21 protein-coding genes are annotated in these 20,720 nt (G+C 47.9%); 5 read left to right on the plus strand and 16 right to left on the minus strand.

What is annotated here, in order from left to right; translation table 11 throughout:
* Window positions 1-45 precede the first annotated feature (45 nt).
* Window positions 46-1,335, plus strand: coding sequence for a glycosyltransferase family 9 protein (locus CSHOW_RS07740; RefSeq protein ID WP_002949919.1), 1,290 nt, complete (start codon window positions 46-48; stop codon window positions 1,333-1,335).
* On the opposite strand, the gene CSHOW_RS07745 is transcribed toward CSHOW_RS07740, so the two are convergent.
* The 4 genes from CSHOW_RS07745 to CSHOW_RS07760 are packed head-to-tail and all read right to left on the minus strand — an operon-like array spanning window position 1,283 to window position 5,508.
* Complete coding sequence (locus CSHOW_RS07745) at window positions 1,283-2,470, minus strand: glycosyltransferase family 4 protein (RefSeq protein ID WP_039895470.1); 1,188 nt, start codon at window positions 2,468-2,470, stop codon at window positions 1,283-1,285. The genes CSHOW_RS07740 and CSHOW_RS07745 overlap by 53 nt on opposite strands.
* Entirely contained in the window at window positions 2,467-3,540 is a 1,074-nt protein-coding gene (locus CSHOW_RS07750) for a glycosyltransferase family 9 protein (protein WP_002949920.1), read from the minus strand. Before CSHOW_RS07750 ends, CSHOW_RS07745 begins: the two co-directional genes overlap by 4 nt.
* The gene (locus tag CSHOW_RS07755) at window positions 3,527-4,579 is read right to left on the minus strand and encodes a glycosyltransferase family 4 protein (RefSeq protein ID WP_002949922.1); all 1,053 of its coding nucleotides are present in this window, start codon (window positions 4,577-4,579) and stop codon (window positions 3,527-3,529) included. The genes CSHOW_RS07750 and CSHOW_RS07755 overlap by 14 nt, the downstream gene beginning before the upstream one ends.
* Window positions 4,576-5,508 (minus strand): glycosyltransferase family 9 protein, encoded by a 933-nt coding sequence (locus tag CSHOW_RS07760; protein WP_002949924.1) that lies wholly within the window; start codon window positions 5,506-5,508, stop codon window positions 4,576-4,578. Before CSHOW_RS07760 ends, CSHOW_RS07755 begins: the two co-directional genes overlap by 4 nt.
* Window positions 5,509-5,640: 132 nt before the next feature.
* Between CSHOW_RS07760 and CSHOW_RS07765 the strand changes: the two genes are divergently transcribed.
* Both CSHOW_RS07765 and CSHOW_RS07770 read left to right on the plus strand, forming a co-directional pair.
* Entirely contained in the window at window positions 5,641-6,672 is a 1,032-nt protein-coding gene (locus tag CSHOW_RS07765; RefSeq protein WP_002949927.1) for a glycosyltransferase family 4 protein, read from the plus strand.
* Window positions 6,656-7,831, plus strand: coding sequence for a glycosyltransferase family 9 protein (locus tag CSHOW_RS07770; RefSeq protein WP_232502016.1), 1,176 nt, complete (start codon window positions 6,656-6,658; stop codon window positions 7,829-7,831). Before CSHOW_RS07765 ends, CSHOW_RS07770 begins: the two co-directional genes overlap by 17 nt.
* A gap of 280 nt (window positions 7,832-8,111) precedes the next feature.
* Here CSHOW_RS07770 and CSHOW_RS07775 read toward each other — a convergent pair whose 3' ends face one another.
* From CSHOW_RS07775 to gmhB, 6 genes are all read right to left on the minus strand, one after another.
* Complete coding sequence (locus tag CSHOW_RS07775; protein ID WP_002949933.1) at window positions 8,112-8,420, minus strand: YolD-like family protein; 309 nt, start codon at window positions 8,418-8,420, stop codon at window positions 8,112-8,114.
* A complete protein-coding gene (locus CSHOW_RS07780) occupies window positions 8,413-9,675 on the minus strand; it encodes a Y-family DNA polymerase (protein WP_002949934.1) in 1,263 nt (420 codons plus the stop codon). Before CSHOW_RS07780 ends, CSHOW_RS07775 begins: the two co-directional genes overlap by 8 nt.
* 94 nt (window positions 9,676-9,769) lie before the next feature.
* Entirely contained in the window at window positions 9,770-10,336 is a 567-nt protein-coding gene (gene gmhA / locus CSHOW_RS07785; protein ID WP_002949937.1) for a D-sedoheptulose 7-phosphate isomerase, read from the minus strand.
* Window positions 10,323-11,729, minus strand: coding sequence for a D-glycero-beta-D-manno-heptose-7-phosphate kinase (rfaE1, locus tag CSHOW_RS07790; RefSeq protein WP_002949940.1), 1,407 nt, complete (start codon window positions 11,727-11,729; stop codon window positions 10,323-10,325). Before rfaE1 ends, gmhA begins: the two co-directional genes overlap by 14 nt.
* Window positions 11,722-12,708: an ADP-glyceromanno-heptose 6-epimerase gene (gene rfaD, locus CSHOW_RS07795; RefSeq protein ID WP_002949941.1), complete on the minus strand. Its 987-nt coding sequence runs from the start codon at window positions 12,706-12,708 to the stop codon at window positions 11,722-11,724. Before rfaD ends, rfaE1 begins: the two co-directional genes overlap by 8 nt.
* Complete coding sequence (gmhB, locus tag CSHOW_RS07800) at window positions 12,705-13,229, minus strand: D-glycero-beta-D-manno-heptose 1,7-bisphosphate 7-phosphatase (protein ID WP_002949942.1); 525 nt, start codon at window positions 13,227-13,229, stop codon at window positions 12,705-12,707. Before gmhB ends, rfaD begins: the two co-directional genes overlap by 4 nt.
* 140 nt (window positions 13,230-13,369) lie before the next feature.
* Between gmhB and CSHOW_RS07805 the strand changes: the two genes are divergently transcribed.
* Together CSHOW_RS07805 and CSHOW_RS07810 are read left to right on the plus strand one after the other, a co-directional pair.
* Window positions 13,370-13,675, plus strand: coding sequence for a c-type cytochrome (locus CSHOW_RS07805; RefSeq protein WP_002949944.1), 306 nt, complete (start codon window positions 13,370-13,372; stop codon window positions 13,673-13,675).
* Between the two features lie 141 nt (window positions 13,676-13,816).
* Window positions 13,817-14,119, plus strand: coding sequence for a c-type cytochrome (locus CSHOW_RS07810; RefSeq protein WP_002949945.1), 303 nt, complete (start codon window positions 13,817-13,819; stop codon window positions 14,117-14,119).
* 221 nt (window positions 14,120-14,340) lie between these two features.
* On the opposite strand, the gene CSHOW_RS07815 is transcribed toward CSHOW_RS07810, so the two are convergent.
* The 6 genes from CSHOW_RS07815 to CSHOW_RS07840 form a co-directional block, all read right to left on the minus strand.
* On the minus strand, window positions 14,341-14,889 hold the full coding sequence (locus CSHOW_RS07815; RefSeq protein ID WP_002949949.1) for an NAD(P)H-dependent oxidoreductase: 549 nt from the start codon (window positions 14,887-14,889) through the stop codon (window positions 14,341-14,343).
* Window positions 14,890-15,405: 516 nt separating this feature from the next.
* Entirely contained in the window at window positions 15,406-15,618 is a 213-nt protein-coding gene (gene ccoS / locus CSHOW_RS07820) for a cbb3-type cytochrome oxidase assembly protein CcoS (RefSeq protein ID WP_002949952.1), read from the minus strand.
* Window positions 15,615-18,017, minus strand: a complete 2,403-nt coding sequence (locus CSHOW_RS07825; RefSeq protein WP_002949955.1) for a heavy metal translocating P-type ATPase — start codon at window positions 18,015-18,017, stop codon at window positions 15,615-15,617. The genes ccoS and CSHOW_RS07825 overlap by 4 nt, the downstream gene beginning before the upstream one ends.
* Before the next feature lie 378 nt (window positions 18,018-18,395).
* Complete coding sequence (locus tag CSHOW_RS07830) at window positions 18,396-18,890, minus strand: Lcl C-terminal domain-containing protein (RefSeq protein ID WP_039895471.1); 495 nt, start codon at window positions 18,888-18,890, stop codon at window positions 18,396-18,398.
* A 23-nt stretch (window positions 18,891-18,913) separates the two neighbouring features.
* The gene (locus tag CSHOW_RS07835; RefSeq protein ID WP_039895472.1) at window positions 18,914-19,450 is read right to left on the minus strand and encodes an Lcl C-terminal domain-containing protein; all 537 of its coding nucleotides are present in this window, start codon (window positions 19,448-19,450) and stop codon (window positions 18,914-18,916) included.
* A 76-nt stretch (window positions 19,451-19,526) separates the two neighbouring features.
* Window positions 19,527-20,636 carry a cation diffusion facilitator family transporter gene (locus CSHOW_RS07840; protein WP_232502017.1) on the minus strand — a complete coding sequence of 370 codons (1,110 nt, stop codon included), beginning with the start codon at window positions 20,634-20,636 and terminating at the stop codon, window positions 19,527-19,529.
* Between the last annotated feature and the right edge of the window lie 84 nt (window positions 20,637-20,720).

The raw sequence follows: 20,720 nt of genomic DNA on the forward strand, positions 1-20,720 counted from the left end.
ATGCTAAATTTAGGCTAAATTCTATAAATAATAAAGGTCCAAATTTTGATATATTTTCTCATATATTTGCTGATTTACCCATATCTTTTCGCGATGAAAAAGCTAAAATTTAAAGGCGAAAAAGGCAAAACTTTACTCATCCAAACCGCTAAAATCGGCGACTACGCAAACTCGACCGTGATCTTTGACAGGCTTGGCAAATTTGACGTGCTAATCGACGAGATAAACCTAGCCTTCGCAAAACACGACAGCCGAATAGAAAAAATATTTACGATAAACGGCGCAAAACGCAAAAAAGCCTCAAAAATAGGACTCGCGCTCGAGCTTTTTTCGCGCAACTACGATAGCGTCTACGTACTGATGCCAAACAGCCTAAATCTCTTTTTGGCGCGCTGTACGCTGGCTAAAAATATCGTCGCCGTGTATCACTACGCAGCCTCCAGCGACTTTGGCCTGCTCGCGCTCGGTATGAAAAAAGTGCCGCATACCCTGCACGATCTCACGCTGCTAACCTACCTAAAAACGCTGAACGAGAGCGAGCTAAAATATGAAAAATGCTTGCAAAAACCGCTTTTTATCCCGCAAGAAAATCTAATAAAAAGTAGCAAATTTAAAATCGGCGTGAGCCTAAGCGCGGGCAATAAAATGAAAACGCCGCCAAATCATACTTGGGAGAAAATCTTTGAGATTTTTGCCAAATTTGACTGCGAGGTTTATATTTTCGGCGTCGGCGAGGAGGCGGCTCTTCTAAAAAACCTGCTCGCGGAAAATGCGGACGAAAAACGGGCGAAAAATCCTAGCGATAGGCAATTTTGTGCGGATTTGGCTGATAGCGATACGAGAGAAATTTACGGCGGCCTTGAAAATGCAAACGGCGAAAGCGCAAAGGCTCAAATTTGCAGCAAAAACAGCACTAGCGGCGGGTCAAATTTAAGCTCGCGGATTTGCGATACTTACGTGAAAAAAATCGGCGAAAATGAGCTAAAAATCATCTCTTTGATAGGTAAAATCAAGCTTGAGGAGTTGCCGTTTTATCTCTCGCAGATGCAGCTTTACGCGAGCTCGGATACGGGCAACTACTACGTCGCAGATAGCGTGCGAACGCCCACGATCTGCCTGATGGGGCCTTGTTTTGCAAGCGAGCAAAGAGGAGTCGCCGACTCGCTCGTGATCAGCTCACATCTGCCGCCCGTTAGCTCCGTGTTTAAAACCGTGCGGGGTATCGACGCGAGCGCATTTTTCGAGCTTAGCGAGCAAAACCTCGCAGACATCGAGGCCTTCATCAAAGTTCGCTATATATCCTATCTATCCCGCGAAGATAATTTTCTATGCTAAATGCCTTTATAACGGCATCGTCGGGGCTTTTTGAGCCAGGTTTTTGTAAGCCGTCAAAGCAGGCTAAAAGCGCGTCCGAGCTTCTTTGAACTATAAAAAAGTCTTGCTTTTTAGAGGAGATTTCATAAATCTCCCTTATGACGGCGATATCAGAGTACACCACGCCAAGCCCGCAGCCAAGCGCCTCGATGACGACCCTAGGTAGCCCCTCGTCGCTGGAAAATCCAAGCACGTAGTCGCACGCGGTATAAATCTCGTCCATCTTTGAAACAAAGCCTAGATACTCGGCCTTGCCCAATTTTATCAGCGCGTCAAATTTGGCTTTCGCGCCAGCTTTTAGCTCGCCTCCGCCCGCGAAATAAACCTTTACATCGCTTCTTTTTAAGCCCGCAAGCGCGTCAAAAACTAGCTCGTGCCCCTTTAGCGTCAAGAAATTTGCAGGCATTACGATATTTATTTTTTCGGCGTCAAATTCGGCTTTTAGGGCGGCGCTTTTATCGTCGCTGCTGTTTTTTAAATTTGACCAAGAACGGCTCAAATTTTCATCCGTCTCAAACTTTTCCCGCCTTAAAACAGGCGCCTTGACGGGATTGTAAACCACGTTTTTAGGCATATTTATCTGCGCGGCGTAAAAATCGTAAGTCGCGTTTGAAACGCAAACGGGCGTAAATTTTAGCCGCTTTAAAATTTCAAGCTTAAAGGGCTCGACGGCCGAATTTTTACGCAGATGTTGGACTACCGCGATATTTAGGGCGTTTGCGGCGGCGATGTAGGCGAGATTAGTTGAAAAGTGATTATTTAGATGAAGGATATCTGGCCGCGCCTGCCGCAGCAAACAAAGCGCGTAGTCGTAGTCTTTTTTGTATAGGTATTTTGCCAACATTTGCCCGCCCAGCGCGCGCAAAAGCTCTTTTTTTAGCTTTGAGGGCTGTTTTTTGGGCTTAAATTTTATAAATTTCGCCCCGGCTTCTTCTATGATTTGCGAGATATTGCGCCCGCCCGCCTCGTAATCAGTCTCAAAAAAAGCGCAAAGCTCGTATTTTTGCTGCGCGGCAAGTCCCCGCAAAAGATACAAAAAACTCTTCGTCCCGCCGCCGTATTCGCGCCCCTTATCGACGAATAAAATTTTTTTCAAATCATTTCCTTTAACATCTCCCAGACCTCATCCGCGCCTATTTGCAGCATGCACTCCTGAAATTTGCAGTTTTTGCCGACGCAAGGCGAACAAGTGCGCGGCTTTTTGATAAATTTATGGATATTTTTATCAAAATCGGGATTTGAATTTACGGGCGAGGCGACGGCAAAAAGCCCGATCGTGGGCGTTTTTAGCGCGGCTGCGACATGCAGCGGACCGGTATCTGGCGTCACAAGCACATCAAGCCTAGCTATCAGCGCGGCAGCCTCTCGCAGACTAAATTTACCCGCCGCATCTATCACGTGCGCGCTTCTTAACTCCTCGTCTAACTGCGCGGTCATCGCTCGCTCGGCGGGACTGCCCGTTAGTACGATAACGGCGTCCGTGCGCTCCAAAATCATCTCCGCCAGCTCCCGCCAACGCTGCCAAAACCACTGTCTGGAAACCGTGCTAGCCCCCATCTGAAAGCCGATAAATTTACGCGCGCCGCAGCCTTTTAGCATCTCATCGACGCGGGTAAAGTCCTCATCGCGCAAATACAAATTTAGCCTCGTGTCGCGGCTCTCAATACCCACGAATTTAAGCTGCTCGAGTCGGTTTAGCACGACATATCGCTCATCTCCGTAAGACTCTGGAGCGTTTGAGTGAAAGGAGCTAAATTTATTGCCGACATTTGGTAGTTTAAATACGTATTTGGCTCCGCTTAAAACGGCTAAGGGCGTAGCCTGCGGCTCGTTTGAGTGCAGGATAAAGATGACGTCCGGTTTTATCTTTTTTAGCTGCGATAAAGCGCGCAAAAAGCCGCCCTTTTTGCCGTCATAAAGCAAAATTTCGTCGATATTTGGATCGGTTTTAAAAAGCGATGCTGTAGATGGGTTTAGTAGCGCGACGGTGCGTACGTGCGGGAAATTTTGCCGAAAAACGCGAAAAACGGGCGTGTTAAAAATCGTATCGCCAAGCGCGGTGTTGCTAAAAAAACAGACCGTTTGGATGGGCTGCGTAACCAGCTGCGTTTTGCGCACGCTTTTAAATAGCAAAATGAGCCGCGCCGCGCTCTCAAAGAGCCTCATACATCGCTTCCGTCTGCGCAACCATCGTCTCTATCGAGAAGTTTTGCACGATAAACTCCCTCGCGTTCGCGCTAAATTTAGCCCGAAGCGCCGAGTCTTCTATCAGCGTTTTTAAGGCCGCTTTGAGCGATTCTTTGTCGCCGTTTTTAAACAAAAGCCCCGTTTCGCCGCTACTTATCGCTTCTCCGATGCCGCCAGCGTCGCTACCGATGCAAGGCACCCCGCACGACTGCGCCTCGAGCAGCGCCGTGCCCAGCGCCTCCATCTTTGAAGGTAGCACGAAAATATCAAAACTACCCAAAAACTCGCTCACATCGGTGCGCGAGCCTAGCATATAGATGTTTGGCGTCTTTATTTTTTTTAGATTTTCCTCCTGTGGGCCGTCGCCGACCACGACTAGAGCGGTATTTGGTAGATCTAGCTCGCTAAAAGCTTCAAATAAGAGCTGATGATTTTTCGCTGCGCGCAAGACCGCCACGATACCGACTACGACGCAGCCCGAGCTCAAATTTAGCTCCGTTTTTATATTTTTAGTAAAATTTGGATTAAACCTTGCCGTATCCACGCCCGTATAGATAACGTCTATCAAATTTTCCCGCACGCCCTGCGAGACTAGCTGGGCTTTTACGGCGTTTGAGACGGCTACGATTTTATCGTTTACGTTGTAGCTAAATGCCGACCTGATCGGCGTTTGCAGGTGTCTAGTGCGCACTACTTTAGCGCCCGTTAGCTTTGCTACGATCGCGCCGATGTTGCCGTCTTTGCCCGAGTGCGTGGCGATGATCAAGATATTTTTTTCGCGCACGAAACGGCAAATTTTAAAAATTTCAAAAATATTATAGACCTTGCTTAGGTTAAATTCTACAAACTCGCAATCAATCGGCTTTTCAAAGCTTTTTGATCCTGGATTTAGCGCGTAAAATACCTTAAATTTATCCTTATTTAGCCCGTTTATGACCCGCTGCGTGCGGTGCTCCTGACCGCCGAATCCTAGCGAGCTTTCAAGCTCTAAGATATTGATTTTATCTGCTTTTTTCATATATTTTTGACCGCCTCGTAGATTTCCTCGTCCACTACGTCCTGCGCCCTTTTGCTAGCGCTTTGTAGCACGGTGCACGGTGCTCCGCCGTAAACCGGAGCCCAGCGAGCGGCGTCTGTTTTGCCAAGCACCAGCACCGTTTTTACGCCAAGTGCGGGAGCTAGGTGCGCCACTCCGCCGTCAAGCGTTAGGACAAATTTAGCTGCCTGGATGTAGCCTGCAAGCTCATCTAGGCTCGCAGTCGCGGCAAACTCCACGCCCGCCTCTCGCGCTACTTTTTCGCCAAATTTTACGTCCTCAGCGCTAACGGCGACGCGTCCGAAATTTTGTTTTAAAAACGCCAAAATCAGCAAAATTTTAGCCTCGTCCATGCGGTTTTGCTCTACCCTCGAGGATACGTGAAAAAATACAAAATCCTTAAATTTCTCGCTTTTAAAGCTCGGTACGTAAAACGTCTTTTCCCCGTCAAATTTCGCTCCCAGCGGCGCTACTAGCTCGCAGCAAAGCAGCACCTCGTGAGGAGGCGGATTAAAGCTTAGTTTATGCGTTATCAACGATCCGCCCTCGTTTTGCTTTGCCGCGCCTATCGTCGTTTTAGCTGCGGCTGCTCTGGCAAATATCGCGGCCGATGGAGAATAGGCGCTCCTAAAAATCACGGTCGCATCGTATTTTTCGCGGCGAATTTGAAGCAAAATTTTACATTTTCCCCAAAACGCCCGCACCTTTGCCGCCGCTCCTTTTACGTGCTTTGGTTTGGTGTAGATATAGATTTTATTTAAAAATGGATTGCCGCAAACGACGCATGCGTTTAAGCTGTTTACTACGATGTCGATCTGTGCGTGCAGATGAGCTTTTCGCAGCGCTTCAATCGCCGGCGTCGTGCAGATGAGATCGCCGATGTTATCGTTTCTAACGAGCAAAATTTTCACGATTTTCCTTTTTTGCGCGATTATACCTATTTTACGCTTATACTTATTTACGCCCGCATCCGTCGCACGTCTAGCATAACCTAAAATTCATCAAAAAACTTATAAAATACCGCTAAATTTTAAAAGGCGAACATGAAAAAAATAGTATTTTTAAGGCTCGATCTGGACGCTATCGGCGGGGCGCAGAGGTATCTCTCAAGGCTCGTTAAAGCGCTAAAAGACTCGGGCGTTGCGTGCGAAACGCGCGGATTTAACGGTAGCAAAAAGCTAAGCTCGTGGATCAAAGCCCTGCGTTTTAACTCGCAAGCGAGGCAGCAAAAGGGTGCGGACGAGATTTATTTTAGCCTTGAGCGCATCACCTGCGCCGACATCTACCGCGCGGGCGACGGTGTGCACAAAGTCTATATGAAAACCAAGCCGTTTTGGTTTATAAACCCCCTAAATTTCGTCATTCCATACCTTGAAAAGCGCACTTTTAAAAATGCTAAAAAAATCATCGCCAACTCAAATTTTATAAAGCGTCAAATTTGCGAGACCTACGGCATCGCCGAGGAAAAGATCGCAGTCGTCTATAACGGCGTAAATTTGCCTATACGCGTGCAAAAAGGCTCAGCAAAGCTCGCTCTTTGCGAGGAATTCGGGCTTGACTTTCACCTCCCGACCCTGCTGTTTGTGGGAAGCGGCTTTAAACGCAAGGGCGCGGAGGAGTTTTTACGCATCGCGGCTCGCCTAAAAACCCGCGTAAACTGCCTAATCGTCGGCCGCGACAAAAACGCCGCCCGCTACAAAAATCTAGCCAAGGAGCTAGGCCTAAACGCCGTATTTACGGGCGCTCAAAAAAGCGCGGCGAGATTTTACGAAGGCAGCGAGCTGTTTTTATTTCCGACGGCGTACGAGCCGTTTTCAAACGTCGTTTTGGAGGCGCTTAGCTACGGCTGCGTCGCTATCACGACCGCTCAAAACGGCGCCGCGGAGATACTGCCTGAGGAGTTTGTGATGAGCTCGCCGCAAGATTACGGCATCTGCGCTCTGATCGACGAGATCCTAAACGACGACGAGCGGCTAGCAGCGCTGCAAGAGCGAAATTTGGCGCTTGCTAGCGAGTTTAGCATCGAAAAAAACGCGACCGCGACGCTGGAGATCATACGTGCGAATCTTGATTGAGCTGCCGACCTGGCTGGGAGACGCCGTGATGGCAAGCGCCGCGATAGAGGCCATCGCAAAGTACGCCGGGGCATTTGATATGGGAAATTTGACGGGCAAATTTGAGAGCTCGGGCGAGCGAGACTTTAGCTTTTCGTCGCAAAATTTCGGCTCGGTAATGCAAGAAATTCAAATTTTTAAAAACGACACGGCAAACTTGAGCGCTAAATTTGACGCGGACTGCAGCGCAAATTTGACGGCAAGCGCGAGAGAAAATCAAAATCTAGAAAAATTAGCCGATGGGTCCGTTCAAATCGTACTTTTCGGCTCGTTTGCGGCGTGCGAGCTTTTTAAGGCCCACCCAAACTGCGAGCGTGTCATCGTTGACAGCAGCAAAAAGGCTAAATTTAGGCTCTGGCGGCTGTTTTGGCAGGCAAGAGAGCTTGGCAAATTTGATGCGGCGTTTAGCTTTAGAAGCTCGTTTGCGAGTAAAATTTTGCTTTACGGGGCGCGGGCTGGGCAAAAATTTATTTTCCAAAAGAGCAAAGACGGCGCGCATCAGGTACAAAAATACCTAAAATTCGTCAAATCCGCGTTAAATTTGAAACGGGCGGACGACGGGCTAAAGCTTTACTTTGAGCCGCGTAATTTTGACACACCAGTACTCGGGCTAAATCCGGGCGCTAGCTACGGAAGCGCCAAACGCTGGTATCCCGCCTACTTCGCGCAGGTGGCGCTGCATTTTAAAGATAAATTTAAGATTATGATTTTTGGCGGCACGGGCGAGCGCGATATGTGCGAGCAGATCGAGCAAATTTTACGCGAAAACGGCGCGGAGTGCGAAAATCTAGCGGGCAAAACGAGCGTGCGCGATCTGTGCGAAAATATCGGCGGCATAGGGCAAAGCGGCGGGATATTCGTCACGAACGACAGCGGCCCGATGCATATCGCCGCGGCCTACAAGACGCCTACAATAGCGCTTTTTGGACCGACGAGATTTGCGCAGACCTGTCCGTGGCGCAATAAAAACGCCCGTATCCTACACCTAAATCTAGAGTGCATGCCGTGCATGAAGCGCGTCTGCCCGCTAAAAACCCACGCTTGCATGAAAGATCTCTCACCGCAAGCCGTCATAGAAACGATCGAGCGAGAATTTTTTGGCAAAGCGGCAAAAAACTAGAAATTTTAGTGCGTGGTTTTTTCTCAAACGGCCGCAAATCAGCAAAAAGCCCGCTACGCATAATGGCTTTTACAAACGGCGCACGACCAAATTTAACGCACGCAAAGCTAGCATTTGGGATAGCGCAAGGCCGATCAATCAAGGCAAATTTTACTAAACCGATTTTTGGCGCACTTAGGATTTCGCTGCATTTTTAGCTCTCAAGAAAAATGTGCGGCAAAGTAAAATTTAAGCGTTTTTTGTACCGTCCGTTGTGTCTCGCGCGCCACAAAAGCCACCGTCACAAAACAACCTCAACCGCGTAAATATCGTCAAATTTAACTCTCGTCTTTACCACAGTTAGGCTTTTATCCATCAAATTTACGTTTGAGACCAGTCCCTCTATGCTCACGTAACCCTGCCCGTCGTGGTATATTTTTTTTACCTTGTCGGCGGGCTTTAGTTTGCTTATTTTATTTAGGATTACTTCTATTTTTGATTCGTCAAGATCCAGCTTTTCGCTCTTTTCTCGCTCCTGCGCTTTTAGAGCTTTTTCTAGAGTAGAGAGGGGATTAAACGAGCTAAAGATTTTGGCTCTGTCCTTATTCACCGCTTTTGTGCCCTCCTATCTTTTTGTTTCTATCTCGTCCGGTGGCTTCGGGCAGCAGGTCTATGGCCCTTAAGATAGAGTTTTTGCCGTATTTTTCTTTTATCTTGTTTAGGGTTTTTAGCACCGTTTTTTCTTTTGCGTTTTCTTCTTCAAAGAGGCTTTTTTCGGTTTTGCTTTCCTTTACGACGTCGTTTGCCGATATGCCGATTTGCCTGATGAGGCCTGCGTTTTTTATCTTTTTTAGATATAGCTCCTGCGCCGCGCTCATGAACACGCTAGCGATATTGCTAGGGGTTTTAAACCTTACCGTGGCTCTTTGCGCGGGTTCGTTTTTGCCCGCGAATTTGATATTTATCGTGAGCCCGCTAGCTCGCACTTCCTCGTTTATCATCTTTAGAGCTAGCCTATCGGTCATCTCTTTTAGCACGATTAGAGCCTCCAGTCTCTCGTAGTCTCTGGGTAAAATTTCCGAGCTAAAGTATGATTTGGTAGATGGCTTATAGGCTTTGATACCCGCTATAGTGGTGGGCTCTATGCCGTTTGCGTGATCTTGCGCGATATAGGCGTCGATACCAAACACCTTTTCTAGCAGGCTAAAAGGAGCATTTGCCATATCTTTCATACAAAATATCCCGTATCGCTCAAGCTTGGCCCTAGTTTGCTTGCCTATGCGCCAAAAATCATTTAGCGGCTGATGCGTCCAGAGCTTTTCTTTATAGAGCGTTTCGTCTAAAAAGGCGATATTATCCTCGCTGTGTTTAGCTAGGATGTCAAGGGCTATTTTAGCTAGATACAAATTCGTCCCCATGCCGCAGGTGGGCGTTACGCCCGTTGTTTTTAGGATGTCGTCCATTATCATCTTTGCCATGGCTCTAGCTTCTAGTTTATAAAATTTTAGATACGAGGTGAGATCGATAAAGGCCTCGTCGATGGAGTAGACGTAGATGTCCTCTTTGGCGACATATTTTAGGTAGATGCCGTAAATTTTAGCCGCGTAGTCGATGTAAAACTGCATCCTGGGCGGAGCGATTATATATTTTATATTTTTAGGTATTTCAAACAGCCTGCATCTGTTTTTTACGCCAAGCGCCTTTAGCGCGGGACTAACGGCTAGACAGACGCTGCCTTCGCCCCTACTAGAGTCTGCGACGACTAAATTTGCCTCAAAAGGATCAAGCCCTCGCTCCACGCACTCGACCGAGGCGTAGAAGGACTTTAGATCGATGACGGCGTAGGCGGGAGTTTGGGTTTTCATGGGTAGTTAAATTTGCTTGCGCGCTAGGCGGAGTTAGAGAGCGGCTAGGCGGGCCAAATTTGACTCCGCTGCCGCAAATGCTTTCAAATTTAGCCTAAAATGCATCGTCGATAGCTTGGCAGATGATATGCCCTATCATTATGTGCATCTCTTGGATACGCGGAGTGTCATTTGACGGCACTACCAAATTTAGCTCGCAAAGCTCGTTCATCGCGCCTCCCGTGCGGCCGCTTAGACCGATGGTTTTGATACCGATTTTTCGCGCGAGCTCGAGCGCTTTTACGACGTTGCCGCTATTTCCGCTAGTAGAGATCGCGATGAGCAGATCGCCCTCTCGGCCTAGAGCCTCTAGCTGACGCGAGAAAACGAACTCATATCCGTAGTCGTTGCCGATCGCCGTGAGCGCAGACGTATCGGTCGTCAGAGCTATGCCAGCTAGCGCGCCGCGCTCGGTTTTATAGCGGCCCGTTAGCTCGGCTGCAATGTGCTGCGCGTCTGCAGCACTTCCGCCGTTTCCGCAAAGTAAAATTTTACCGCCCGCCTTTAGCGTCGCTACCGCCGTTTCGCAGGCTTTTTTGATGTCCGCTTCCAGCGCAAACGTCGCCTTAATAGTGGCTAGATGGCCCTCTAGCTCGCTTTTTATCATCTCAAGAGTCTTCATTTTTTATCCTTTTTATCGTCGCGCTCGTGCTTTTGCCCGCTACGAACTCCACTAGCCGCACGTCTTTTACGACGCTACTGCCGACGACTTCTTTACCTTCGTAGTCCGCACCCTTTACGAGCACGTCGGGGCGCAGTTTTTCGATCAAATTTAGAGGCGTTAACTCGTCAAATATCGTCACGTAATCAACAGCCCCAAGCGCCGCCAGCACGGTAGCGCGGTCGGTCTGCGAATTTACGGGGCGAGCGTCGCCCTTTAGCGCGCGCACCGAGGCGTCGGAGTTTAGCCCGACGACTAGTATATCGCCAAATTCCCGCGCCTTCGCTAGATAGCTCACGTGCCCCGCGTGCAGGATATCAAAGCAACCGTTTGTAAAAACCAGCCGCTTTTCGCCGCGGTTTGCCAGCGTCGCGGCTAGTTCGTCCGCGCTTTTGATTTTCTCCTCAAAGCCTGCAGCGTTTTTACGGCGCACGAGTTCGTTTATCTCCTCAAAGCTAGCCGTGGCCGAGCCGACCTTAGCCACGACGACCGCGGCGGCTAAATTTGCCGTCTCGATCGCCTTTTTGATACCTTCGCCAGCACCCAGCATCACGCCCAGCGTCGCTAGCACCGTATCTCCCGCGCCAGTTACATCAAAGACCTCTTTTGCCAGAGCCGGGAATTTAACCGCCTGAGCGTCCTCCAAAAGCGCGATGCCCTCCTCCGAGATCGTGATTAGCGAATGGGTCAAATTTAGCTCGTTTTTTAGCAAATTTAGCGCCGTAAAAAGCTGCTCGTCGTTTTCTATCTTAAACCCCACGGCCTCGCCCGCTTCTTTTTTATTGGGCGTTAGTAGAGTAGCGCCCTTATATTTCGAGTAGTCCGCGCCTTTTGGATCGATTAGCACCGGTTTGCCCGCATCCGCGCAGGCTTTTATGAGCTTTTGGCACAGCGCAGACGTCAGCACGCCCTTGCCGTAGTCAGATAGCAGCGCGACGTCGTAGCCCTCCAGCGCGCGGGCGAAATTTGCCGCCAGCTCGTCCTCGCACGTTACGGCTTCGACGCTTTCTTTATCGATACGCACGACTTGCTGATGCGTCGCCATCACGCGGCTTTTTATCGAGCTCGTGCGGCCGATCTCGCGCTTGATAAACTCAGGCTTAGCACCCTGCTCCCGTAAGATCCGCTCTATCTCGTCGCCCGTCTCGTCGTCGCCTAGCACGCTCATGACGCCCACTTTCGCGCCTAATGAAAGCAAATTTAGCACCACGTTGCCAGCTCCGCCTAGGCGTTTGGTTTCGTTTTTTATCTTTACCACCTGCACGGGAGCTTCGGGCGAGATACGCTCGCAACTGCCCCAGATGTAGTGATCGAGCATCAGATCGCCCGCGACTAAAGCACGTACTTCACGCATTTATCTCTTCCTCATATATCCTTTTTATCTCGGCCGCGTAGTCTTTTATGCCATCTTCTAGGCTAAATTTAGGCTCGTATCCCAGCGCCTTTTTGGTCGGCTCGATGTCTGCTTGCGTATGGAACTGATAGGAGCGCGCATACGGGTTTGGGATGTATTCGCAAGGCAAATTCGACCTCAGCTCGCGCTGCAGTATATCCACGATCTCTTGGAAGCTTCTTGCCGTGCCGGTAGCCGCGTTATACACGCCGCTTGGCGCGTTTAGAGCGAGCAAATTTGCCTGCACGATGTCTTTTATATAGACGAAGTCGCGCTTGATTTTGTCGCTACCCTCAAAGAGGCGCGGATTTTTCCCGCTTAAAATTTGCAGACCGAACTGCAGCACCATCGAGGCGGTTTTGTTTTTATAAAACTCCCTAGCGCCGTAGACGTTAAAGTATCTAAGCCCCACGACCGCTACGCCTTTTTTGGCGTATTTTCGTCCTAGATCGTCCATTTTTAGCTTTGAAAAGCCGTAAACGTTATTTGGTGCTTCACATTCGCCGACTCTTTGCGGGCTTTTTGCGTTGCCGTACGTGGCGCCGGAGCTTGCGTATATCATGCGCGTGCCCGTTTTTTCGCAGATATCTAGCAGATCTTTAAAGCTATTTAGATTCGTCCTTACTAGCTCGCCTTGCTCGGTTACCGTGGTATCCGAGATCGCCGCCTCGTGAAAGATAGCTTCGGGAGCGAATTTCTCGATCATGGCTAGCGTTTTAGTGCAGTTTATGTCGCCCTCGTAAATTTCGCCCGAAAAGCCGAGCAAATTTTTAAAATGCCCGAAGCTTTTTAAATTGCCGTTGCTAAATTTCTCGTCGCTTCTAAATTTATCCACGGCGAGCACTTCTACGTCTTTTAAATTTTCGTCAAAATAATGCGCCAAATTTGAGCCGATAAAGCCCGCCGCGCCCGTTATCACGACCCTTTTTATATCTTTCATATTTTTCCTTCTTTTTTTAAAAACTCTAGCGCCTCAGCCACGCTTTTTAGCCGGTCGTCCAGCTTTAAATTTATCCCGACGCCGGCACTCTGCCCCGCCTGCACGTCGCTATCCTTATCGCCTATCATGATTGAGCGCGCAAGGTTGATGTTTAGCTCGTTTGCGGCATTTAGCAGCATGCCTGGCTTTGGTTTACGGCAAAGGCAATCAGCCTCCGGCGCGTGCGGGCAAAAGTAAATTTTTTCTATCTTTACGCCCTCTTTTTCAAACTCGCCCAGCATAAACCCGCAAAGCTCGTCAAACTGCTCTAGCGTGTAGTAGCCTCGCCCGATGCCTGATTGATTCGTCACCACAACTAGCGCGTAGCCAGCCTTGGCAAACTCTCTCAAAGCTGCGAAAATACCATCTTTAAAAACGAAATCCTCGCGCCTATAAACATAGCCCGCATCCTCGTTTATCACGCCGTCGCGATCGAGAAATAGCGCCTTTTGCGGCTGCGTTTTAAGCTTTGTTTTATCCATGGCGAAAATTATACAAAAAAAAGCTAAATTTAAATGAAAATCGCCGCCGGCACCGCAGTATAAACTAATATAAAAAAATAATGTAAAATTTAGCTTTTAAGACTATAATACACCTGCAATTTTATCAAAAAGGATTGAAAATGAAAAAGCTTATCATTGTTTCAGGTGCAGCCGCATTGCTAGCGGGTAGCCTATTTGCCGCTGACGGCGCAACACTTTACAAAAAATGCGCAGCCTGTCACGGACCGAAAGCCGAAAAAGTGTATCTAAACAAAGTTCCTGCACTTAGCACGCTTTCAAAAGAAGAGATCGCCGAGAGCCTAAAAGGCTATAAAGCTGGCACTCTAGATAAATTTAAAAGCGCAGCTATGATGAAACCTATCGCAAAACCTCTTAGCGACGACGACATCGCAGCTCTATCAGAGTACATCCCTACTCTAAAATAACCCTTTTCGGCGGAGTTTTCCGCCGATTTTTCTCTGCTTTTTATTTCGCGCTTCATTTTAGTAACTTTTTTATAAAATTTCTTTTCTTTTAAGCTTTTAGGGCTATAATCTCGTCTAAATTTCTATCAAAAAGGATGAAAGATGAAAATCTATCACATTGCAACCGCCGTTTTGGCGCTAAATTTATCTCTACTTGCGGCCGACGGCGCAGCTATTTACAAAAAATGCTCAGCCTGTCACGGCGAAAAAGCGGACGTAAAATACGCAAACAAAGTGCCTGCGCTAACTAGCATCAGCAAAGAAGACCGCATAAAAGCGCTACAAAGCTACAAAGACGGCTCAAACAACGCCTTTGGTATGGGCAAGGTCATGCATCTACACGCTAAAAACCTAAGCGACGAGGATATGGCGGCTGTTAGCGAGTATATCGATAGCTTGAAATAATACCTGCGATTTTAACATAAAAAATATCGGCGGTCGACGAGATGAACTACGAAGCGACCGCGTCAATCTTGCACATAGACTTTACTCGTTCGCAATACTTAAATCATACTTTGAGCGCGGCGATTTCGAGCAAAATTATTATATACGCCAGCGCCGACTCGCTAAAAACCGGGCTAGCGGCTTCACTTAAAATCACGAGCTTGTAACTATAGGCGGCGAAACTAAATTTGATACTCGTTAGGACTTAGCTCTCCTCGTAAAAGCTTGCCAAAGCGCGCGGCTGCGGCATCTACGGCATCGTCGCCAAACTCGCCGGGCTCAAACCCGCTGCTGATAAACGGCACGGCAAAGTCCATCCCGCAGCAGTTTGCCGCGATCTTAAGCGGCGTTAAAATTTCATCCAAGCTAAAGCCGATCGCGCCCTGTTTAGAGTATTCACTAAGCGGAGTACTGACGCTTAGCGCAAGCTGCAAGACCTTGCCTTTAAGCGCGCCGGAACCCACCAGCTCGTGCGAAAAGACGATGTCGATATAGGCTTTTAGCATAGGCGGCACGTTTAGCCAGTACATCGGGTACAAAAATACGATGCGTTCGGCACTCGCTAGCGCGTCTTGCTCTGAGCTGGCGTCTATGCGTGCGATATCTAGGCCGTAAAGCCCCTCCAAATGGCGCACTTCGACGTCCGCTGCGGCCTTTGCTACCTGAGATAAGGCTTTGTTTATGCGCGAGGCGGCAAGATTTGGGTGCGATAAGATAACTAGCGTTTTCATGTTGTTTCCTTTGTTAAATTTTGCGAAATCATATCGTTAAAAAGCTAAAAATAGATTAAGGAGGCTTGCGAGAGCGAAGCTTTTACAAGCAAGAAAGCAAAAAATTATTAGGACTAAGCCACGTCCGCTCGGTGATTGCAGCGATTTAATTTAAACGGCTCCAAGCCGCCTAAACTCCAAGCAGGCGGCATACCTAACGGGTGCGTCAAGCGGCGATCTTGATTTGATTGCGGGGCATCGCTAGACTGAGTAAATTTGGCCGACAAGAGGCTAAATTTGCCGACAACCCGCTTGCTAGCAAAGGACAACCAATTTTTACTCTGCCAGATTACACTTGCGCACTTTTACTATTTTGCACAGTAAATTTACGGTCCAAATTTGACTTCAAATACTCGTCGCCAAATTTAAAACGCAAATGCCGCCCACGCTCGAAATCAAATTTCGCGGCAAATTTTACGACCCAAAATAACCAAATTTTAGCGGCAAAGACGAGTCAAACAAGTGCGTAAATTCGCCTCACTCTGGCGGCTTATAGCCCTTTTCTTTACGGCGAAGCTCCAGCTCATAGGCGTCGTTTAGCGCATCTTCGTCGTCAAATTTCGTCCCGTCCAAAAACTTTCGCTCGTCGTCAAACTGCCTGGTCTTTAGCCCCCACAGCAGCGCAGCCAGCCCACACGCGCCCAGTAGCGTAGAAACCCCTATCATCATCGCCACGACCGCCCCGCTCATCGCTCGCTCCTAGCCCGCATCGCGTTTAGCACGACCGCAACCGAGCTTAGCGACATCGATAGCGCAGCCACGGCGGGCGCGACGTAGCCGGCCATCGCCAGCGGTATCGTCACGGCGTTATAAACGAGCGAAAAGGCCAAATTTTGCCGCACGATGCAGTAGGTCCTGCGCGCGAGCGCTACGGCAGCCGCGAGCGAGGCGGGGTCGTCTCTCATCAGCACGACGTCGCTTTTTGCGATACTCACGGCTGCTCCGCTGCCCATACACACGGCCACGCTTGATAGCGCAAGCGCGGCGGCGTCGTTTATCCCGTCGCCTACCATCAGCACGTTTCGCCCCTGCTGCGCCAGTCTCTCCACGTAGGCGGCCTTGTCCGTAGGCAGCGCGTTTGCGACCGTTTCGCCCACGCCAAGCCCCTCTGCCACGCGCTTTGCGGCGTATTCGTTATCGCCCGTTAGCATCGCTACGCGCATACCGGCGTTTTTTAGCGCGTCTACGCACTCTTTGGCGCCCTCTTTTAGGCTCTCTTCTAGCTCAAATACCGCCGCGATCTGACCGTCCTCGGCGAAAAAATAACAAGTCCCGCGCGCCGCTTCGCCGTCATAAAGCCCTAGCTCTCGCATAAATTTCTCGCTACCGCCCGCTAGATTTATGCCGTCAAGTTTAGCCTGCGTGCCGCGTGCTGCGATGTTTTCAAAGCCGCTTAACTCTAAAAGTTTTAAATCCCTAAAATTTGCGCGCAGATACTTGCCAACGGCGCGGCTAACTGGATGATCCGAGCCGCTAACCAGCGAAAAAAGCGCGTTTGCGTCAAATTTGCCCGCGTGCGTAAATTTACTCACTTTAAGCCGCCCCGACGTGAGCGTGCCGGTCTTGTCAAACACGGCCGTATCGCACTTAGCTAGACTTTCGATGATGCGAGCTTCTTTAAAAAGTATCCCGCGCCTAAAACCCGCCCCAAGCGCGACGAGCGTGCTAACCGGCGTGGCAAGTCCTAGCGCGCAGGGACACGAGATCACCACGACCGAGATCGCGACGATGAGCGCGGCGGATAGCTCGCCCGTGCGCCAGAACCAAAACGCAAATGTCGCTAGCGCCAGCGCCGTGATAGCGGCCGAAAACCTCGCCGCGATAGCGTCTGCGAGCGCCTGAATACGCGGCTTTTTGGCTGCGGCGGTTTCGAGCAGGTTTATGATACGGGCTAGCACCGACTCGCTAAAGACGGCGCCGACCTTATAAACCAGCGTGCCGTCCACGCACACGGAGCCGCTTTTTATCTCGTTTTCGCCCTCTTTTGCGCTCAGATACGCTGGCGCGCTCTCGCCGCTAAGGCTAGAGAGATCAAAGCTCGCCGCACCGCTTATGACGATGCCGTCTAGCAGCACGCGCTCGCCCGCTCTCACGACTACGAGTTCGCCCACTCGCACCTCCTGCGCGCTTTTTAGGGTTATTTCGTCGCCGTTTTTGACGCTAACGGAGTTTAAATTTAACGAGTTTAGGTTATCGAGCGTATCGGCGGCTTTTTTCTTGCTTAAAATTTCCAGATATTTGCCGATAAATACGAAAGTGATTATCATCGCAACCGAGTCGAAATACGTCTCGCCGCGCCTAGAAAACATCGCGTATATCGAGAAGATATAGGCAGCGAGCGTACCAGTAACGATGAGGCTATCCATGTTTTGCGTTTTGTTTTTTAGCGCGCCCCAAGCACCCCTAAAAAACCCGCTTCCCGTGTAAAAAAGCACCGGCGTAGCGAGGATAAATTCGGCGAAATTTATGATAGAGCGCACGTCGGCGCGCATACCCGTGAAGTAGCCGCCGTACTGCGCGACAGCCAGCCACATGATGTTCATCGTGCAAAATATCCCGACAAGCAGCCTAGCGTAAAATTCGCGCCTCTGCCCCGCGAGTCTTTGCTCCTGTGCCTGCGCGTCGTATGGGTAGGGCTCGTAGCCGACAGAGTGGATGAGGGCGAAAATTTGGGCCAAATTTACCTCGTTTTCGTCCCAGACGATGAGGGCTTTATTGTTAACAGAGTTTATATTTACTTCTAAAATTCCCTTCTGCGCAAATAAAATCTTCTCGTTTAGCCAGACGCAAGCCGAGCAGTGGATGCCCTCGATGATGAGCGAGATTTTACTAAATCCGTTCTCGTTTTTGACATAATTTTGATAAATAGCCGCGAGGTCTTCTTGCGACTTTTGCGCCGCGTTTTTTGCGCCCCGAGCGGGATTTAGCGTAGTTTTGCCAAGCCTTTCGTAAAACTCGCCAAGCCCGCTTGAGTTAAGTATCTCGTAAACTCCCGCGCATCCCTCGCAGCAAAACAGCTCCCCGCCGCGCTCTATCAGCGCCTTGCGCTCAAATTCGCCCCTGCAATGCGCGCACTTAAATTTGCCCATCGGTTACTTTTTTCTTTCGTTTTAAGATTTTAGATTATACGCAAAATTTCTAAAGCCTCGCTTGATTTTGCAGGCTTTGGCGCGGATTTCGCTTGCGTCCGAATTTGACGGTAAAATTTAAAGAGTTTTTGCTAGCACACCAAACTTTGTTTTAAATTTACGCGATAAATTTGCTAAATTTAGTGGTTTTTTTAGTAATTTTCAGCCCAAAACCCGCACCTTTAGAGTGCTAACAAATTTACGGACGATTTTTTTAACGCTCGAAAATTTGAGCTGCGCAAATTTTATGAGTCGCAAGTTTAAATAAAATTTGGCTCGTTAAATTTCAGCCATAAATTTAATTACAAAAAAGTAAATTTAGGCAAATAACCCGTCGAATCAATCCTGCCTGACACACCGGACAAACGCATAACTAGATGGCTCCATTGGGCTACTTTTACCATCATAAAAATTTACAACCCATATTTTTTGCAAATCCTCTTTGGCAGTATACTTGGTAGAACTCCAATAATAATTCATAAAATCAAGCAACCAATCAAGCTTATCTTTATTAGACCCGTGCTTCCTCTTTTTAAACGCCATATTTGCATTAAAATTTATATTCGTCTTATTTGTTATACTTAAAAGCTCAATTCTAGTCGGTAATCTCCAGTTGGCATATCCTCCCAAATTAACTAACTTGCAATATTCTTCCGCTTGTCCGTATGTGCCTTCAAAATCTTGTATTTCATCTTGCCACATCAATTTACCAAGCTTTTTGTCGCTACATATAACTACATTTTTTATATTATCTCTGTAGCAAGTAGGGTTTAGTACCTCACTTGCAGCAAAAAATTCGCAAACAAATAAAGTTAATATAATATATTTTTTCATTACAGTGCTCACTAGTTTTATAATTAATATTGTCTAACGCATCTAACAAAGGCGTAATAAGACATTTCTTGCTCAACATTTTCACCATTATCAAAATTTATAAGCCATGCACGACCAAAGGAGTGTTTATACTTTGTAGAACTCCAATATAGTCCATATAATAACTTTCCATTACCTATTTCTTCATATCCTGTATGATTAAATATGCTATTTACAGCAGGACTATGTCTATCATCATCAGTTATGCTTAAAAGCTCATTTACGGTTGGAAGCCTCCAATCATTATAACCTGCATAGTCAAGCTCGTCACAATATTTAATAGCTTGACTAAGTGAAGCTTTATATATATCTTGATTATCTTGCCATATTAAATTATAAACATCGTCTTTTACAATACCATACTTACTATCTATAAAGCCAGATTCGATACCGATTCTGCCATTTATAATTCTTTGAGTCAATTCTTTAATAATCTTTTTCGGGCGAATTTCATAATAGTTAATAATTATTCCAACTGCCAAAAATACACCACAAAAAAGAACTACAAAAATTTCTTTCATAGAAACACCATTCATCTTAAAATTACCTCACTAAAAAAGTTTACGAACTTCAATTATATCACCTTAAAAATAATTTTCACGCAAACTCCCTATCTATCACGATGAAAATTTTATACCCCGGAAAGCTTAGCGCGACTTTACGCTCGATTTGGGCGCGCAGCCGGCTTAGGTTTTTCTCGGCAAAATCGACCACTACGTCAAACCTCACGCTCTTTTTCTTAGTATCTATAAAAAACGCGTGAAATCCGCGCACGCTGCTAAACTCCGAGAGTAAATTTGCCACACAGGCGCGGCTCTCGTCCTGCCCCAAATTTACGCTATAAACGCCAAAAACCAGATAAATCCTGTAAATTTTATAAATCTTAATCTGAAGCTCGTTTAGCCTCTGCGAAACCTCGCTAAGGGGCAAATGCTCGTCTATTTCGACGTTTACCGAGCCCACGTATCGCTGAGCGCCGTAGTTGTGCAGGATCAGGTCGTATGCGCCGCGCACGATCTCGCAGCGATTTACGGCGGCGTAAATTTCGTCGCTGATCTCTTTTTCGACGCGCTGGCCGATGATTTTATCAAAGGTTTCTTTTATCAAAAGTACGCCGTTTATGATAATAACAAGCGACGCCAGAGCGCCCGCATAGCCGTCTATCTGGATATCGACGAAGTAGGAAAGCGCGGCCGAAACCAAGATCACGCACGATATGATCGCATCACCCAAAGCTTCCTGTCCGACGGCTATAAGCGAGATAGATTTGGTTTGTTTGCCGATCTTTTTATAGTAAAAGCCGAGCGCAAATTTGACGAATATCGCGCAGAACAAAAACGCTAAAAACGGCATCGTAAAGCTGGTGGGCTCAGGTGCAAAGATGTTTTCGATAGAAGTTTTTAGGAACTGAAATCCAAGCATCAGCACGATAACCGAGACTATAAGACCGCCGATATACTCGGTCCTGCCGTAGCCGTAGGGGTGGTCTTCGTCGGGCATCTTGCTAGCTAGTTTTGAGCCAAATATCGTGATAATACTTGAGCCTGCATCGCTAAGGTTATTTACGGCGTCTGATATCAGCGCGACCGAGTTTGAGACCATAGCGATAAAGATTTTCGCTCCAGCTAAGAAAAAATTCGTAACTATGCCGATAAGCGCGGTTTTTATGATCGTTTTTTCGCGCTTGCCGTCTTTAAAATCCATCATTTTGAGATTCCTTTTCATTTTTGGCGAGATTATATCACTTCTTGACATCAAAGCCAAAATTTTATAAAATGCGACTTTCAAAAA

The organism is Campylobacter showae (assembly GCF_004803815.1).
In the GTDB taxonomy this organism is placed as follows: Bacteria; Campylobacterota; Campylobacteria; order Campylobacterales; family Campylobacteraceae; genus Campylobacter_A; species Campylobacter_A showae.